The 14,929-nt window shown below is 60.5% G+C and carries 14 protein-coding genes, 1 tRNA gene and 2 pseudogenes; 14 read left to right on the top strand and 3 right to left on the bottom strand.

Features of this window, described 5'->3' with window-relative positions; all coding sequences use genetic code 11:
- The first annotated feature begins 98 nt into the window (after positions 1 to 98).
- Genes gspD through AC1RMG_RS19780 form a run of 10 tightly spaced genes read left to right on the top strand, consistent with a single transcriptional unit; the run spans position 99 to position 9,111 of the window.
- A complete protein-coding gene (gene gspD / locus AC1RMG_RS19735) occupies positions 99 to 1,913 on the top strand; it encodes a type II secretion system secretin GspD (protein ID WP_227454120.1) in 1,815 nt (604 codons plus the stop codon).
- A complete protein-coding gene (gene gspE / locus AC1RMG_RS19740) occupies positions 1,910 to 3,403 on the top strand; it encodes a type II secretion system ATPase GspE (protein ID WP_410036847.1) in 1,494 nt (497 codons plus the stop codon). The genes gspD and gspE overlap by 4 nt, the downstream gene beginning before the upstream one ends.
- Before the next feature lie 2 nt (positions 3,404 to 3,405).
- Positions 3,406 to 4,623 carry a type II secretion system inner membrane protein GspF gene (gene gspF / locus AC1RMG_RS19745; RefSeq protein WP_065363298.1) on the top strand — a complete coding sequence of 406 codons (1,218 nt, stop codon included), beginning with the start codon at positions 3,406 to 3,408 and terminating at the stop codon, positions 4,621 to 4,623.
- Between the two features lie 17 nt (positions 4,624 to 4,640).
- Complete coding sequence (gene gspG, locus AC1RMG_RS19750; RefSeq protein ID WP_072450556.1) at positions 4,641 to 5,075, top strand: type II secretion system major pseudopilin GspG; 435 nt, start codon at positions 4,641 to 4,643, stop codon at positions 5,073 to 5,075.
- Positions 5,076 to 5,078: 3 nt separating this feature from the next.
- Complete coding sequence (gene gspH, locus AC1RMG_RS19755; RefSeq protein WP_065363297.1) at positions 5,079 to 5,573, top strand: type II secretion system minor pseudopilin GspH; 495 nt, start codon at positions 5,079 to 5,081, stop codon at positions 5,571 to 5,573.
- Positions 5,548 to 5,943 (top strand): type II secretion system minor pseudopilin GspI, encoded by a 396-nt coding sequence (gspI, locus tag AC1RMG_RS19760; protein WP_065363296.1) that lies wholly within the window; start codon positions 5,548 to 5,550, stop codon positions 5,941 to 5,943. The genes gspH and gspI overlap by 26 nt, the downstream gene beginning before the upstream one ends.
- On the top strand, positions 5,940 to 6,584 hold the full coding sequence (gene gspJ / locus AC1RMG_RS19765; RefSeq protein ID WP_065363295.1) for a type II secretion system minor pseudopilin GspJ: 645 nt from the start codon (positions 5,940 to 5,942) through the stop codon (positions 6,582 to 6,584). The genes gspI and gspJ overlap by 4 nt, the downstream gene beginning before the upstream one ends.
- Positions 6,577 to 7,461, top strand: coding sequence for a type II secretion system minor pseudopilin GspK (gene gspK / locus AC1RMG_RS19770; RefSeq protein ID WP_123430510.1), 885 nt, complete (start codon positions 6,577 to 6,579; stop codon positions 7,459 to 7,461). The genes gspJ and gspK overlap by 8 nt, the downstream gene beginning before the upstream one ends.
- 6 nt (positions 7,462 to 7,467) lie before the next feature.
- A complete protein-coding gene (gene gspL, locus AC1RMG_RS19775) occupies positions 7,468 to 8,607 on the top strand; it encodes a type II secretion system protein GspL (RefSeq protein ID WP_077934456.1) in 1,140 nt (379 codons plus the stop codon).
- A gap of 3 nt (positions 8,608 to 8,610) precedes the next feature.
- Positions 8,611 to 9,111: a type II secretion system protein M gene (locus AC1RMG_RS19780; RefSeq protein ID WP_065363292.1), complete on the top strand. Its 501-nt coding sequence runs from the start codon at positions 8,611 to 8,613 to the stop codon at positions 9,109 to 9,111.
- Between the two features lie 79 nt (positions 9,112 to 9,190).
- On the opposite strand, the gene AC1RMG_RS19785 is transcribed toward AC1RMG_RS19780, so the two are convergent.
- Positions 9,191 to 9,862 (bottom strand): Bax inhibitor-1/YccA family protein, encoded by a 672-nt coding sequence (locus tag AC1RMG_RS19785; protein WP_011062013.1) that lies wholly within the window; start codon positions 9,860 to 9,862, stop codon positions 9,191 to 9,193.
- A gap of 123 nt (positions 9,863 to 9,985) precedes the next feature.
- On the opposite strand from AC1RMG_RS19785, the gene AC1RMG_RS19790 reads away from it, so the two are divergent.
- Positions 9,986 to 10,073: transfer RNA gene (locus tag AC1RMG_RS19790), tRNA-Ser, on the top strand.
- A gap of 228 nt (positions 10,074 to 10,301) precedes the next feature.
- Here AC1RMG_RS19790 and AC1RMG_RS19795 read toward each other — a convergent pair.
- Positions 10,302 to 10,667: pseudogene (locus AC1RMG_RS19795) on the bottom strand (glycoside hydrolase family 19 protein); the annotation flags it as partial.
- Between the two features lie 371 nt (positions 10,668 to 11,038).
- On the opposite strand from AC1RMG_RS19795, the pseudogene AC1RMG_RS19800 reads away from it, so the two are divergent.
- Together AC1RMG_RS19800 and AC1RMG_RS19805 are read left to right on the top strand one after the other, a co-directional pair.
- Positions 11,039 to 11,437: pseudogene (locus tag AC1RMG_RS19800) on the top strand (hypothetical protein); the annotation flags it as partial.
- Positions 11,438 to 11,493: 56 nt separating this feature from the next.
- Positions 11,494 to 12,270 (top strand): hypothetical protein, encoded by a 777-nt coding sequence (locus tag AC1RMG_RS19805; RefSeq protein WP_053159357.1) that lies wholly within the window; start codon positions 11,494 to 11,496, stop codon positions 12,268 to 12,270.
- A 373-nt stretch (positions 12,271 to 12,643) separates the two neighbouring features.
- Here the strand turns inward: AC1RMG_RS19805 and AC1RMG_RS19810 are convergent, their stop codons facing one another.
- A complete protein-coding gene (locus AC1RMG_RS19810; protein WP_125063469.1) occupies positions 12,644 to 13,075 on the bottom strand; it encodes a hypothetical protein in 432 nt (143 codons plus the stop codon).
- Positions 13,076 to 14,563: 1,488 nt separating this feature from the next.
- On the opposite strand from AC1RMG_RS19810, the gene AC1RMG_RS19815 reads away from it, so the two are divergent.
- A complete protein-coding gene (locus AC1RMG_RS19815; RefSeq protein ID WP_015636211.1) occupies positions 14,564 to 14,890 on the top strand; it encodes a hypothetical protein in 327 nt (108 codons plus the stop codon).
- Positions 14,891 to 14,929 lie beyond the last annotated feature (39 nt).

Raw genomic sequence — 14,929 nt, forward strand, 5'->3', positions numbered from 1 at the left:
GAACATTCATTGCAGGCTCCCTACTGGCCCTTAGCACCTTGATCGGCCCCGTCCAGGCCGCTGAAAAACCTCCCCAGGGACAACAGTGGACCTTGAACATGAAGGACGCAGAACTACGCGACCTGATCAACGAGGTCGGGCAGATCACCGGCAAGACCATGATCCTCGACCCGCGCCTGAACGGTAAGGTCACGGTCCAGTCCACCACCGCCATGGACCAGAAAGGCATTTACTCGCTGTTTCTCACCGCCTTGCGCAGCCAGGGCTACGTGGCCATGGACCAGGGCGACCGGGTACTGATCCTGCCGGTAGCCGAGGCCAAGACCAAAGCCTATGCCCAACCCGACGAGGGCAGCGAAGAGTTCATCACCGAAGTCATCGAACTGCACAGCGTCAACGCCAGCGAAGTGGTCTCCGCCGTGCGCCCTCTGGTCGCCTCCGACGCCTACATGGCAGCTTCCACCACATCCAACTCATTGATCGTTTCCGACAGCGCCAACAACGTGCAACGCGTGCGCCAGGTGATCGGAGAACTGGATAACGCCGGCGGGCGTCAGTTCAACATTCTCCAGCTCAAGCATGCCTGGGCCAACGACGTGGCCAAGACCTTGAGCGAAAGCCTGACCGATAACAGCAGTGGCCAGAGCAGCGCCAAGGCTATCGGCGATTCGCGCAGCAACCGCCTGATCCTGGTCGGCCCGGCACCGATTCGCCAACAGATGCAGCGCCTGGCCCTGAGCCTCGACGTGCCGAACAATGTCGGCGAGAACGCCCGAGTGCGACGCCTCAATCACAGCGATGCGAAGAAGCTCGAAGAACTGCTCAGCGGGATCGGCAAGCGCCTGGAAGCGGGAAGCCGCGGTGGCGACAATCAGAGACAGGAAAGCCCGGTGCTGGTGAGCGCCGACGAAAGCCAGAATGCCCTGGTGCTGATGGCCTCACCGGCACAACTGGCGACCTTCGAAAGCATCATCGACGAACTCGACCAGCCCCGCGCCCAGGTGCTGGTGGAAGCGGCCATCGTCGAAGTCAGTGGCGACATCAACCAGGCCCTCGGCGTGCAGTGGGCCGCAGGCCGGGGCAAATGGGGCGCCGTCAGCAACTTCAACAGCGCCGGCATGACTATCGGCACCCTGCTGGGCAACCTGGAGAGCGGCAAGAGCCCGACCCTCCCGGACGGAGCCGTGATAGGCATCGGCAGTAGCAACTTCGGCGCGTTGATCACCGCCCTGTCCAGCGACTCCAACAACAACCTGCTGTCCACCCCGAGCCTGCTGACCCTGGACAATGAGCAGGCGGAAATTCTCGTCGGCCAGAACGTGCCATTCCAGACCGGCTCCTACACCACCGACACCGCAGGGGCCAGCAACCCCTTCACCACCGTCGAGCGCAAGGACGTGGGGATCACCCTCAAGGTCACTCCGCATATAAATGAAGGCAACTTTCTGCGCCTTAAAGTCGAACAGGAAAGCTCCGAGCTGGCCGCGGCACCACCCGGCATCAGCACCAGCGATGTGATCACCAACAAGCGCTCGGTCAAGAGCACCATCCTGGCCAACGACGGGCAGATCATCGTGCTTGGCGGCCTGATCAAGGACAACATCAAGGTCCAGGTGAGCAAGGTGCCGTTGCTCGGTGATATCCCTTGGCTCGGCAAGCTGTTCAGCAGCAGCAAGGAGGTCAACGAGAAGACCAACCTGATGGTGTTCCTGCGTCCGACCCTGCTGCGCAATACGGCCAATGCCGACAAGCTGAGCACCCAGAAGTACAACAACCTGCGCTCCCTGCGCACCCTGGATGGCAAGACCCGCGGCCAGCTTCCGCACAATCCGCATCAGTTGTTCGATGCCAACAGTGACGGCGACCAGGGCCTGATCGACATGCGTACCCAAGGGATTGCACCGCAGCCATGATCAGTCCCAACCCAAGCCCGCGCCTGGCGTTCGCCTATGCCCGCCGTCACGGCGTGGTCCTGGAGCACCAGGCCCAGGGCCCGGTGCTCTATTGCCGCGCCAATACCCCCTGGTCGGTGATCGCCGAGGTCCGCCGCTTCAACGGTGCGCCACTGCGCAGCGAAATCCTCGATGAACAGGCCTTCGCCCAGCGCATGGCTGCCCACTACCGCGACGGCCAGGACGGTGCCAAGCAGGTGGCCGATGGCCTGGGCGAACAGTTCGATGAAGAGTTCGACCTCTCCAGCCTCGCCGAGCAGTTGCCGAAAACCACCGACCTGATGGAGCAGGAAGACGACGCCCCGATCATTCGCCTGATCAACGCGATCCTCAGCGAAGCGGTCAAAAGCAAGGCCTCCGACGTGCACCTGGAGGCGTTCGAGGAACACCTTTCGGTACGCCTGCGGGTCGACGGCCTGCTGCGCGAAGTGCTGCGCCCGCGGCGTGAACTGGCGACCCTGCTGGTGTCACGGATCAAGGTCATGGCCAAGCTCGACATCGCCGAGAAACGCATCCCCCAGGACGGTCGCATTGCCTTGCGCATCGCCGGGCATGAAGTGGATGTCCGGGTCTCGACCCTGCCTTCCAGCCACGGCGAGCGGGTAGTGATGCGCCTGCTCGACAAACAGGCCGGGCGCCTGGACCTGGCGCACCTGGGCATGAACCCGGCGGTACGCCGGCGCCTGGAAACCGCCCTGCACAAACCCCACGGCATCCTCCTGGTGACCGGCCCCACCGGCTCCGGCAAGACCACCACGCTGTACGCCGGGCTGGCCAGCCTCAACAGCCTGGAGCGCAACATCCTGACCATCGAGGACCCGGTGGAGTACCACCTCACCGGTATTGGCCAGACCCAGGTCAACGCCAAGGTCGACATGACTTTCGCCCGTGGCTTGCGGGCCATCCTGCGCCAGGACCCGGACGTGGTGATGGTGGGTGAAATCCGCGACCGCGAGACCGCGGAAATCGCCGTGCAAGCCTCCCTCACCGGGCACCTGGTGCTCTCGACCCTGCACACCAACAGCGCCATCGGCGCGGTGACCCGCCTGGTGGACATGGGCATCGAGCCGTTCCTGCTTTGCACGTCGCTGCTGGGCGTACTGGCCCAGCGCCTGGTACGTCTTTTGTGTCCCGAATGCAAGGAGCCCCATGACGCCGATCCCGCCGCCTGCGAACGGTTGGGCGTGGGCCCGGATAGCGCGCCACAACTGTACCGGCCAGTGGGTTGCCCGAACTGCCAGCACTCGGGCTATCGCGGCCGCCGCGGGATCTACGAGCTGGTGCTGTTCGACGACGTCCTACGCCAGTTGATCCACACCGGCGCCGGAGAACATGAATTGGTCAGCCACGCCCGGCAACACAGCCCAAGCCTGTTCGACGATGGCCAGGTCATGGTGCTACAGGGGCTCACCAGCCTTGAAGAGTTGCTGCGGGTTACCCAGAGGGACTGAAGATGGCCGCCTACGAATACCTGGCCATGTGCGCCGCCGGCAAGAAATCCAGCGGTGTACTGGAGGCCGACAGCCCGCGCCAGGCCCGCCAAATGCTGCGCGAACGCCAGCTGATCGCTCTGAAAATCACCACCAGCCAGGGCCATCGCAGCACCGTCCTGGGCGAGGTCAAGACGGCTGGCGGCGGCCTCAGCAGCGCCGAGCTGGCCCTGCTGACCCGGCAACTGGCAACCCTGGTGCAAGCCTCGCTGCCCCTGGAGGAAGTGCTCGCTGCCGTGGCCGCACAGTGCGAAAAGCAGCGGGTAAAAAGCATGCTGCTGGCGCTTCGTGCTCGGGTCCTCGAAGGCTACAGCCTGGCCGTGGCCTTGGCCGCCTACCCCAAGGCCTTTCCCGACCTGTACCGGGCCACGGTGGCCGCCGGCGAACATTCAGGGCACCTGGACCAGGTGCTGATGAACCTCGCCGACTACACCGAAGCCAGCCAGGCCGCACGCCAGCAGATCCATCTGGCCATGCTCTATCCAAGCATTCTCATGGTGGCAGCCATCAGCATCGTCGGCTTCCTCCTGGGCTTCGTGGTGCCGGACGTGATCAAGGTATTCATCGACAGTGGCCAGGAGCTGCCGTTGCTGACCCGCGGGCTGATCGCCACCAGCGGCTTCCTGCGGGACTTCGGCCTGCTGTTGTTGATCCTGATCGGCGCCGCAGTGACGGCCCTGCGCATGCTCCTGAAACAGCCGGCCAACCGTGAACGCTGGCATGCGCTGGTGCTGCGCCTGCCAATCATTGGCGGGCTGGTCAGGGCCAGCAACTGCACGCGCTTCGTCAGCACCCTGGCGATTCTCGGGCGCAGTGGCGTGCCACTGCTGGACGCTCTGGCGATCGCCAGTGAGGTCGTTGCCAATCAGAAAATTCGTACCGGTCTGAAAGACATCGTCCGTGGCGTACGCGAAGGTATCAGCCTGACCCGAGCGCTTGAGCTCAACGGCAGTTTCCCTCCGATGATGCTGTACATGATCGCCAGCGGTGAACGCTCCGGTGAGCTGGACAGCATGCTCGAACGCGCGTCCAAGCAGCAGGAAGCACAGCTGGCCAACCGCATCGCCCTGCTGGTGGGCCTGTTCGAGCCGGCCATGCTGGTGTTCATGGGCGCGTCCGTGCTGGTCATCGTCCTGGCGATCCTGATGCCGATCCTCAGCTTGAACCAACTGATCACCTGAATGTGGAATCCCCCAACGTGCACACACGAAACAAGCAACGCGGTTTTACCCTGATCGAAATCATGGTGGTGGTAGTCATTCTCGGTGTTCTCGCCGCCCTGGTAGTACCGCAGATCATGAGCCGCCCCGATCAGGCCAAGGCCACCGCCGCCCAGAGCGACATCCATGCCATTGCCATGGCCCTGGACATCTATCGCCTCGACAACCACCAGTACCCCAGCAGCCAGCAAGGCCTTCAGGCGCTGGTGAGCAAGCCCAGTGGCAGCCCGGCAGCCCGCAACTGGAACCCCGACGGTTACCTCAAGCGCCTGCCGGTCGATCCCTGGGGTAATGGCTACCAGTACCGGGTGCCCGGCACCAAGGGTGGCGCCTATGACCTGTTTTCCTTTGGCGCCGACGGCAAGCTCGGCGGCGAAGGCGTGAACAGCGATATTGGCAACTGGGAACAATAGACCGTGCAGCGCCACCGTACCCGGGGCTTCACCCTGCTTGAACTGCTGGTGGTGATTCTGCTGATCGCCCTGACCGCCGGCCTGGTCGGCATCGTACGCCCGGACTCCGGTGGCCGCCAGGCGCACCAGGAAGCACAGCGCCTACTGGGCCTGTTGCAGCTGCTGCGCCAGGAAGCGCTGCTCAACTACAGCGACTACGGCGTGCGAATCGAGCCCGACGGCTACTGGGTGCTGCGCCTGGACCAGCAGGGTCGCTGGATCGAGGACAGGGATTTGCGTACGCATGCACTACCCGCCAAATTGCGCCTGCGCCTGGACGTACCCGAGGCCGGCGCGGCCCTGGGTACCAGTGACAGTCGCACTGGCCTGCCGCAATTGCTGGTGCTTTCCAGCGATGAAACCAGCGCCTTCACCTTGTGGTTCGAATACCGCGACCAGGCACTGCTGAGCCTTTCCAGCGATGGCATACAGGATGCGCAAATTGAAACCCGGAACTGAACAGGGCTTTACCCTGCTGGAGGTCATGGTCGCTCTGGCGATCTTTGCCACCCTGTCGATCGCCCTGTTCAGTGCGGTGCAGCATGTGGCCATGAACAGCGCAAACCTCACCGAGCGCACCCAGGCGCTGTGGATCGCCGACAACCGCATGAATGAACTGCGCATCGGCCTGCGAGAGCCGCAGAGCCAACGCAGTGCGGAACAGATCGAGTTCGGCGGCCGCCTCTGGTGGCTGTTCAGTGATATCCAGAGCGCACCCGACAGCCGTCTGCTCAAGGTCCAGTTGCGCGTCTCCGTCGAAACCACCCAGCAACGCGCACGCCAGTACAGCCGTGCACAACTGCTTGGCTACATCGAGGCCCGGCCATGAACCAGCGCGGTTTCACTTTGCTCGAAGTGATCGTGGCCATGGCCATTTTCAGCCTGTTGGGCCTGGCCACCTATCAGATGCTCGACAGGGTGCTGCGCAGCGATCAGCGCATTGGCCTGCATGAGCAGCAATTGCGTCAACTGCAACGGGCCATGAGTGTGCTGGAGCGTGACCTGGTGCAAGCCCGTCGACACCCGCTGGCGGATGACCCCAGCCAAAGCCAGGCACTGATCAGCCAGCCTGACGGCATTCGCCTGGTACGCGGTGGCTGGCGCAACCCGCTGGAGTACCCGCGCAGCAACCTGCTACAAGTCAGCCACCGTTGGGAAGGCGGCAGCTGGGTACGCGACACCCTGTCCCTGTCCCAACCCCTGGCCGCCCCCGGGGCGGCACAGCCTCCACCCGCCCCCATCAGCCAGAACCAGCAACTGCTGGCTGGCGTGGAGCTGACTCGCCTGCGCTTTATCGATGCCCGCGGCCAGGCCCACGAACACTGGCCGGCAGGGACCGAGAGCCTGAGCCTGCCGGCGGCCCTGGAAATCGAACTGGATGCCCCCGGCTACCCTCAGGTACGCCGGCTGATACTGCTGCCCGGCGGCCTCGATGCCCAGGAACCCGACGAGGCCGCTCTGCATGAATAACCTGGCCCGGCAACGAGGCGTGGCCCTGCTCAGCGTATTGCTGATCACCGCCCTGGTGACCATGGTGGTAAGCAATATGCTCGCCCGCCAGCGGCTCAACCTGCACGCCAGCAGCAACCTGATAGAACAACAGCAGCTCTGGCAACTGGCGCTGAGCGGTGAAGCCTGGGCCCGTCAACAATTGCTCGAAGACACTCGCAGCAAGGACGGCCTGCTGGTGACCCACCTGGGGCAGCACTGGGCGCAACCGGCGCCAGCGTTCAAGATCGGCGATGGACGCATTCATGTCCAACTGCAAGACCTCGGTGCCCGGCTCAACCTCAACAGCCTGCGCCAGCGCAGCGATCTGAACCTGCGGGCCCGCTACCAGCGTCTGCTGGCCTTGGAAGGCATCCGGGCCCACGATCCGGCACTCCTGGTCGGCCAGAACAACCGTGATGGCCTACCGCTGCCCTTTAGCGACCTCAGTGAACTGCGCCAACTGCCCGGGGTGGACAGCCAGACCCTGCAACAGCTTGAGCCGCTAGTGGGGGTATTCGGCAACAGCCCGATCAACGTCAACACCACCCGCGCCGAGGTCCTGGCCAGTGTTGAAGGCATCGACCTACCCACGGCTCGCATTCTGGTCAGTTCCCGTCCGGAAGGTGGCTATCCCGATATCACCCGTTTTCTTTCCAACCCGGTGCTCCAGGGCCGGGACATCAAACCTCAGGGGCTAGGCGTCAGCAGTCGGCAGTTCCGCGCCACCATCGATGTCGAACAGGGCCGGCAACGCCTGCGCCTGGTGAGCGACCTGCGAGTCATGGATAGGGAAAAGGTCCGGGTGCAGCAGCGCACGCTGATGCCCGCTCCTCCTGAACAACCGAAGACCGAGTAGACCGACATGAGGCAGTGGCTTTATCTATCTCCCCGTGCCACCGGCAACATGCCTTGGCAATGCTTCTGGTGGCAGGCCGGTGGCCAGTTGCACCAGGGCGACCTGCAGCAGGCTGCGGCCGCGCTGGGCAACCAGCCCCTGAGCCTGCTGCTTCCCATGGAAATGGCCAGCCACCATCAGGTCAGCGTGCCCGCCCGCAGTGGACGCTGGCTGCGCCAGGCATTGCACAGCGCGCTGGAAGAACAACTGATCGATGAACTGGACAACCTGCACCTGGCCCACGGGCCACTCAAGGACAAACGCCATTGCGCGGTGTTGGCGGTCAATCGTCAGCACCTGAACCAGTGCCTTGGACAACTGGCCGAACTGGGGTTGCAGCCTTCGCATATTCATGTCGACGCCGATTGCCTGCCCCCAGACCAGCCCCGGGCCCTAACCTGGGACGGTCGCTGGCTGCTGGGAGGCAGCGCGCCGATGCGCCTGGCCCTGTACCCGTGCGAACTGGCGGACCTGGCCCCCCTGCTTCCGGCAGACTTGCACTGGCAGGGGCCGCAACCACCGGGCCTGGAAAGTTTCGACCAGCATCACTGGCAGGCCGATGAACGTCCCTGGGAATGCTTGAGCCAGGGCGCGCAGCAGGCCATCGACCTGCGCCAGGGCGAATTCCTGCAGCGCCCCCGGCAAACGGCCCCCTGGCGCCTGGCCCTGCTCCTAGTGGTGGTGGCCGCAGGCTCCCACTTGCTGCAGAGCATGGGCCATCGCTGGTACCTGGAGCAGCAGAGCGAGCAGGTCCAGGCGCAGAACCAGGCATTGTGGCAGGCCCATTCGGGTACTGAGGAGCCTGTGACCGACCTCGCCGCCCAGGTACACGCCAAGCAACAGCAAAAGGTCGAGAAAAGCTCCGGTAGCGCCCACAAACTGTCACTGCTGGCCGAGCAATGGAGCGCCAGTTACGGCGCCCTGGCCCAGGTACAGCGCCTCGACTACCAAAGCGGCGAAGGCTGGAACCTGCAGATCAGTGCACCAGCGTTCTCCGATCTTCAACAACTGCGCGAAGGCCTGATTGCCCAGGGCCTGGATGCCAGTACCGATTCTTCCGTCCGCGATGCCCAAGGGGTCAGCGCACGGTTGCAGATCAAGGAGTGAGGCATGAGCCTGCCGTTACTGAAAAAACCACTGTCCGCCCTGCTCCACCCACCCCTGGGGCACTGGCATCGCCTGGCGAAACGCGAACAGCGAGCCCTTAAAGGGCTGACCCTATTCAGTGCCCTGACCGGCGCCTACCTTTTGCTCTGGCAGCCACAACAACAAGCCCTGCAGCTTGCCGAACAACGCTTTATCGAGGCCACACAATTGCAGCGCCTGATACTCCAACTGCATGCTGGCAAACCTGCCAGCCCCGTCACGGCAATCTCGGCCGAAGCCCTGCCCGGCATGCTGGCCCGTTCCAGCAGCCAGGCCGGCATCAGCCTGGAGCGCATGGACAACGAAGCGCCCGGTCGGGTCAGCCTGGCCCTGGAAGGCCCGCTCACCGGGGTGATCGCTTGGGTTGATGAGCTTGAACAGAAACAGGTGGACGTGCTGGCGTTTTCCATCGAGGTCAACAAAGACGCCGTCGCCACCGCGCGAATGCAGGTACAGGCACGTTGAAAAACTGAACGTCCCAAGGAGTCCAGGACAAAAAAAAACCCGCCGAAGCGGGCTTTTTTCAATGGCTCAGCACCTGTGATCAGTCATCGCGACCCATGATGCCGAACAGTTGCAGCAGGCTGACGAACAGGTTGTAGATCGATACATACAGGCTGATGGTGGCCATGATGTAGTTACGTTCGCCGCCGTGGATGATGGCGCTGGTCTGGAACAGGATGCACACCGAGGAGAACAGCACGAAGCCGGCGCTGATCGCCAGTTGCAGGCCGCTGATCTGGAAGAACAGGCTGGCCAGCACGGCGCCCATCAGGACGAAGAAACCGGCGGTGATGAAGCCGCCGAGGAAGCTCATGTCCTTGCGGGTGATCAGCACATAGGCCGACAGACCGCCGAATACCAGTGCCGTCATGGCAAAGGCCGAACTGACCACTTCGGCGCCGCCCTGCATGCCCAGGTAGCGGTTGAGAATCGGGCCGAGCAGAAAGCCCATGAAACCGGTCAAGGCGAAAGCCGACACCAGGCCCCAGGCCGAGTCACGGAGTTTGTTGGTGAGGAAGAACAGACCGTAGAAGCCGATCAGCACCACGAAGATGTTCGGATAACCGACACGCATCTGCTGTGCCACATAGGCCATCACCCCACTGAACGCGAGGGTCAGGGCCAGCAGGCCGTAAGTGTTGCGCAGGACGCGGCTAACCTCTAGCTGCTCGGCCTGCACGCCGTTGTTAACTGCGTAATCCTGTTCGCGCATGGCGACACTCCTGTTGGGGGAAACATTTAGTGGCATGGATGATAACAGAGGCTCTGTAACTCGCGACGCAGAGAGTTTGACAGTGTGTTTCATTCGGGTATTATGGCGCCCGCAATGCGATCTGGAGGTGTGGCCGAGTGGTTTAAGGCAGCGGTCTTGAAAACCGCCGACTGTAACAGGTCCTAGAGTTCGAATCTCTACGCCTCCGCCAAATCTCAACGAAAAAGCCCTGATTTTTCAGGGCTTTTTTGTGTCTGGGGTTCAGGCTTGGGCCCCTCCCATCAAAGCGTTCCATAAATATTATGGGCGTGTTCCATAACTAACCCTCCTCCGACGTCCTGTCGAACAACTACCCATCCTCTATACCTACATCTCGTCGGCTCAAATCGCAGCGCCGCAAAACCTCGATCACTGTATGCACACAGCATTGGATTCGAGGTAGTACCTTCAGTGCAAGCTCATACAATGCCTCGCGATCCGCCAGGCCATTGGTTGCGCCGTTGATGCGCTTGGTGATCGTGAGGAAGTCTCCCTTATCGGCAACGGTGTTAAGGCCCGCCTTCTGCCAGAACCAGCCCGCTGACAATGCTGCATAGACAGGGTTTTCCAGCCGCTCCGGGGTATTGAGCAATCGCCAATCGCCGAACAGTGCTTCGCTGCAAGCCTCATAGTTGGCCCGGCCGGTGACTTGAATCAGCCCCCTGCCCCGATAGTTCTGGCCGTCACCATCAGCCTCGGGTGTATTGCCCAGGCGCTTAGCCTGGGTGCCGGTGTCGTACTTGCTCAGGTACCAGTCGCCGCCCATAGAGTCCTGGGACTGATACCCGCTCCGCCAATGTCGTAGCGATTGTCTGCTCCCGGCTGGAAATCACCGATCGCTCGAACCTGCCAACGCATTGCTCCACTGTTTGCTCCCGTCGTACAAAACTGAATCGAGGCAGAACTACGCCGGACGAAGGCGTGCCGTCAACAGCAGAGCTCACAGACGAGGCCATGTTGAAGGCTGTCCCTGAATACCCAACAAACTGAAAAGCCCCCGATGAAGGTTGGTATCGGCAACAGCTGTTGGCACCGCGACAGAACCACGCGAGCGCAAGAGATTGAAGCGCGGGCAGTACCCTGCGTTGTCGGTGCTAACGATGAATTCGGACACGATGTTTGAGTTCTTCGCGATTGAGATACCTCTATAAGTCGAAGTACGGTGCCACCACCGACGGCGAAGCACCCGAGAAGTCGCTAACCGATGCAATCAAGAAGTCCCTGTCGATGCTCGGCTTCAGTGCTGACGTGTTTCTGAGGATGTTCGATGACACCGAGTATCCAGCCCCGCTGAAGGACGAGGAGAGGATCGAGCAGGCCGAGCTGGATCGCCAGAAACAGGAGCGCCTGGACTATCTCAAATTGGTAATCGAGACCATGGCCGGCGCTCAGTCAGCGCAAGAGCTAAAGAAGATTCACGACGTCGCCGTACGCAAGCTCACTGTGCGCAATGACACAAAGGAGGTTGAGCGTATTTCGATGCAATGGAAACCCATTACTGACGAGCACCGCATGAGTCATGCTCTACAAGCTTAGGCGTCGGGCCATTTCGGCCCGCACTCAAGCACGCACTTCACTTAAGGATGAGCAGCATGAGCGATGATTTGAAGCAGTCAGGCTCTACTACAACCTCTCAGACCACCACCTCGCTGGAGCAGGTGAAAACCGGAAGGGTCTTGGATTTCACCTGGGCACCTAACGCCAACACCACGACCACCACCGTATCAGCGGACTTTGTCGACTACCGAGTCGATACAGCCCAAGGCAGCCCTACCGGGGACAGCCACTCCATAGCACGCTTTACCTATGTCCAGGGCAAAGGCGGCGGCCAGATCAGCCAGCTGTTTCTCGAGGAGATGCGTGCCGGTGTACGGGCCAACACCCAGATCGGGCTGATGGTCGGACGCAAGTGGGTTCTGGACCCCAACGGCGAGGTCTCGGGCAGCATCGGCACCTATGTGGTCGAACAATTCGATGACATGCGCGCCAGTGTCAATTATGTCGGTTCCTTCGCCCGCGTCTTCGCCGACCCCAGGATGGTCAGCTACCACGCCGGGGGCCATGTGCACCCCAATGTCTCGATCACCGGCAGCAGGCCCCTGACCATGGCGGATTCAGGCAAGTCGATCCTGGTCATTAGCGACACCGACGTCACGCTGACGATTGGTGACGATGTGACTGAAGGGTTCAAGGCCACGCTAATCCAGGCCGCCGCCGGCAAGATCAACATCGCGGTGTCGAGCAGCCACATGATCTACAGCAACGCAGGGGGCCGCACGCGCACGCTCAACCCCCTGGATGAGCTGGAAGTCAGCACCTTCCCATTCGGCCCGGTGTACCTGGCCTTCCGTGTCAGACCTACTGCATAACGATCTGTCGCGCGCCGGCTGAGCCTTCACTCAACGCCGGCGTCGTACTCACATCCGAGCCACCGACAAACCTGGTCGACGATACCGGCCAGCGGCATCGAAGAGCTAGGCCACGGCCAAGACCAACGCGGAATTGCAACAGCAGAAACGCGCCAAGGAGAGGGCGTTGCTCGAGCGGATCGGCGCTGAGCAACCTACAGCAACTACTGAGCAGCCGAGGTAGTAGAGGTAGTGGATGAATTCGATTAACGCTCCACGGTTGCCACTAGCAACACTGCCAAGATCAGCCATAGGCGCCAAGCAAGCGTTGTGGGCGACAACACTTCCCCAGGACCGGAATCTGCTGAGCGCTCCGGCTTCGAGATAACTACGTCTATTGACAGGTACCGAAGTAGTTCTTGTTGCCCTGCTTCTTATATGAGAAAGCGTGGCATGACTTAGAGGGCCTCGCGCTGGTGGGTTTATCATAAATATAAACAGTCACATGCACATCCTCCGAAAAAGGAACTGAACCCCCTTTATGCCATAGGTCTTTCTTGAGGTAGAGATTTTTACCTTTCGGATCCTTAGTCTTGTAAGCACTGGAAATTTCTGTCCTTACTGAATTCTCCAGGGTCGCCTTAATAGTGGTTTTATTAATATCTGGAGACTTTATATTACGTTGATCTTCTGTGAGTGGAGTCGGCTCCCAAGTATTACAAGGATCGGATGTACAAAGGTATACATCCGCCAGAGCATAACTAGAAAGAACAGATAGACTCAGCGCCGAGGCAAGTGGAATCAAACAGGCTGGTAGTTTTTTCATTGGTATCCCTCCCAATGGGAATTTGCTAGATATAACTGTGAAAAGTGGCCGATTCCTACCCTGCACTGAATGCCTCCTGGCACGCTGAAGTAAGAACTGAGATAGACCTTAGACCGGTCAGGGAAATTAGCAAGATAGCAATCGCAGCGTCCACTGTAGTGGCCTAATAAAACCGGACACCTGCAACCTGAACCTATTTCACTGCCCGCCAGCATTTCCAGGGGCAACTAACTCTCTTCAGTTATCCCTTCTTACCAGAAGGAATTGAGAGAGCACGCTGAGCGAGCGCTGAAGGCAGGTGTCCCACCGGCTTCTGCCGTCTCCCCCCCTGGAGCTCGGCATCGATATTGGCAATATCAAGACCAATGCCACTACCACCTTGCCCGGCATCAGCAGTAACGTGTTGCCCCTCTCATAGACAAGGAGCGGTGATGTCAATCAGAAGCCTCAGGAAAAACCTTCCCGCTAACCCAGACAACAACGGCTGGGTACTCGGCTGGGCAGTAATGAGGGACGTTCCCGGATCATGGCAATTCATCGATATCTACGCAGATAAACCTACCGCCGAAGCGCAGGCTAGACGTCTTGGTGGGTGGTACGTCGTCGAATACGGTGCCCACCAGCCTGGTACTGAAAAATTCATTGGCGGCTCTGCACCTCCGCAATAACGGGCCGATTCTCCTCGGCCAATCCCCTGCGGCACGAACCAGGCCCCGGTTCAGCAGTGAGCCCGGCTTTACCCTTTTGTGCCGCCAATCAGCACCCCGGATCTCGCGCCCGCATCCACCCTGGATGCCGTGCTTGCGGTCCCTATCCTGCAGGTGGTGCATCTGCATCAGCCGTGCAACGGCGCACTGACGCGCTGCAAGCCTGTCGCGCCCGCTGCTTCAGGTGCAGGTTCGCGCTCTGCCCCGCCAGCCATCCTTCTGCTCGGGGATAGTGCATGCCGAATTGATCACCGCCAGGTAGTTACGCCCCGCAAGACGTCTAGCAGTAGAGAGGCCCACCCTCTATAACCATCAACAGCTTGATTGCTAAAAACATCCTGTTTTTATCGTATTCCCGAATGCCCCGTTTAATAGGGACAACTATTAAACCCAACTCAAAACTACACCCACATTAAAAATATGCTTGCTACAGTGTAAGTAGCCAAAGCGCAGTAACCGCCATTAAACCTTTACATAAAATTGAATCACCCTATCGGCAACAACGCTCGTTCCTGCTGTGATATTTGGCCCGCGACAGCTGTTGCAATTGTTTCAACAAGCTTCACCCCAATCCACGAAAGCAGACCCAGCATCAAGCAGCATCGATTGGCATGCCACACAACCCACATGCCATTCAACAGCACTAAGGAAAGCAGACAAGAATAATTGCTTTATACATCCCTAGTTCAACACTTGTCGAACAAGAAACAAGGCATCCACCCGCCAATGGTGGATATCGAATTATCTTGATTGAAAACTTTTCCCCTAACAGGAGATTACTATGAGACCGGTCCAGAAAATCACCGTTAACAACAAAGGCGGCTACGTATTCAACTTCTCGGTCCAATGGCTGGGCAGCGACGGCAGGTGGGTGACTTCCGAATGGAATAGCGGCAACTATCCCGTGGCGACCTCGCGGACAACTCCCGATCTGAACACCATTGGGGTTCCGGCCAATGCGCTGGCGGTCACGGTCTATGGACACGCAGTAGCCGGGACTTCCGGTCAGGGAACGCCGTTTGTCGCGTTCGCGGCTAACGGTCAGATCGCCACCTATGACGCTGTCGGTACCACGTTCATTGGCTTTGCAATCAACTTGATCGAGTAGACCGCAACCCTTGTCCCGATGATGCCTGGCGCCAATGCT

Source organism: Pseudomonas sp. GW822-FHT04H02, assembly GCF_058800645.1.

Excerpts from the sequence above, each read along its gene's own strand:
- gspD (WP_227454120.1), top strand. The coding sequence starts at position 99 with ATGAAGGACGCAGAACTACGCGACCTGATCAACGAGGTCGGGCAGATC.
- gspE (WP_410036847.1), top strand. The coding sequence starts at position 1,910 with ATGATCAGTCCCAACCCAAGCCCGCGCCTGGCGTTCGCCTATGCCCGC.
- gspF (WP_065363298.1), top strand. The coding sequence starts at position 3,406 with ATGGCCGCCTACGAATACCTGGCCATGTGCGCCGCCGGCAAGAAATCC.
- gspI (WP_065363296.1), top strand. The coding sequence starts at position 5,548 with ATGCGCAAATTGAAACCCGGAACTGAACAGGGCTTTACCCTGCTGGAG.
- gspJ (WP_065363295.1), top strand. The coding sequence starts at position 5,940 with ATGAACCAGCGCGGTTTCACTTTGCTCGAAGTGATCGTGGCCATGGCC.
- gspK (WP_123430510.1), top strand. The coding sequence starts at position 6,577 with ATGAATAACCTGGCCCGGCAACGAGGCGTGGCCCTGCTCAGCGTATTG.
- gspL (WP_077934456.1), top strand. The coding sequence starts at position 7,468 with ATGAGGCAGTGGCTTTATCTATCTCCCCGTGCCACCGGCAACATGCCT.
- AC1RMG_RS19780 (WP_065363292.1), top strand. The coding sequence starts at position 8,611 with ATGAGCCTGCCGTTACTGAAAAAACCACTGTCCGCCCTGCTCCACCCA.
- AC1RMG_RS19785 (WP_011062013.1), bottom strand. The coding sequence starts at position 9,862 with ATGCGCGAACAGGATTACGCAGTTAACAACGGCGTGCAGGCCGAGCAG.
- AC1RMG_RS19805 (WP_053159357.1), top strand. The coding sequence starts at position 11,494 with ATGAGCGATGATTTGAAGCAGTCAGGCTCTACTACAACCTCTCAGACC.
- AC1RMG_RS19810 (WP_125063469.1), bottom strand. The coding sequence starts at position 13,075 with ATGAAAAAACTACCAGCCTGTTTGATTCCACTTGCCTCGGCGCTGAGT.
- AC1RMG_RS19815 (WP_015636211.1), top strand. The coding sequence starts at position 14,564 with ATGAGACCGGTCCAGAAAATCACCGTTAACAACAAAGGCGGCTACGTA.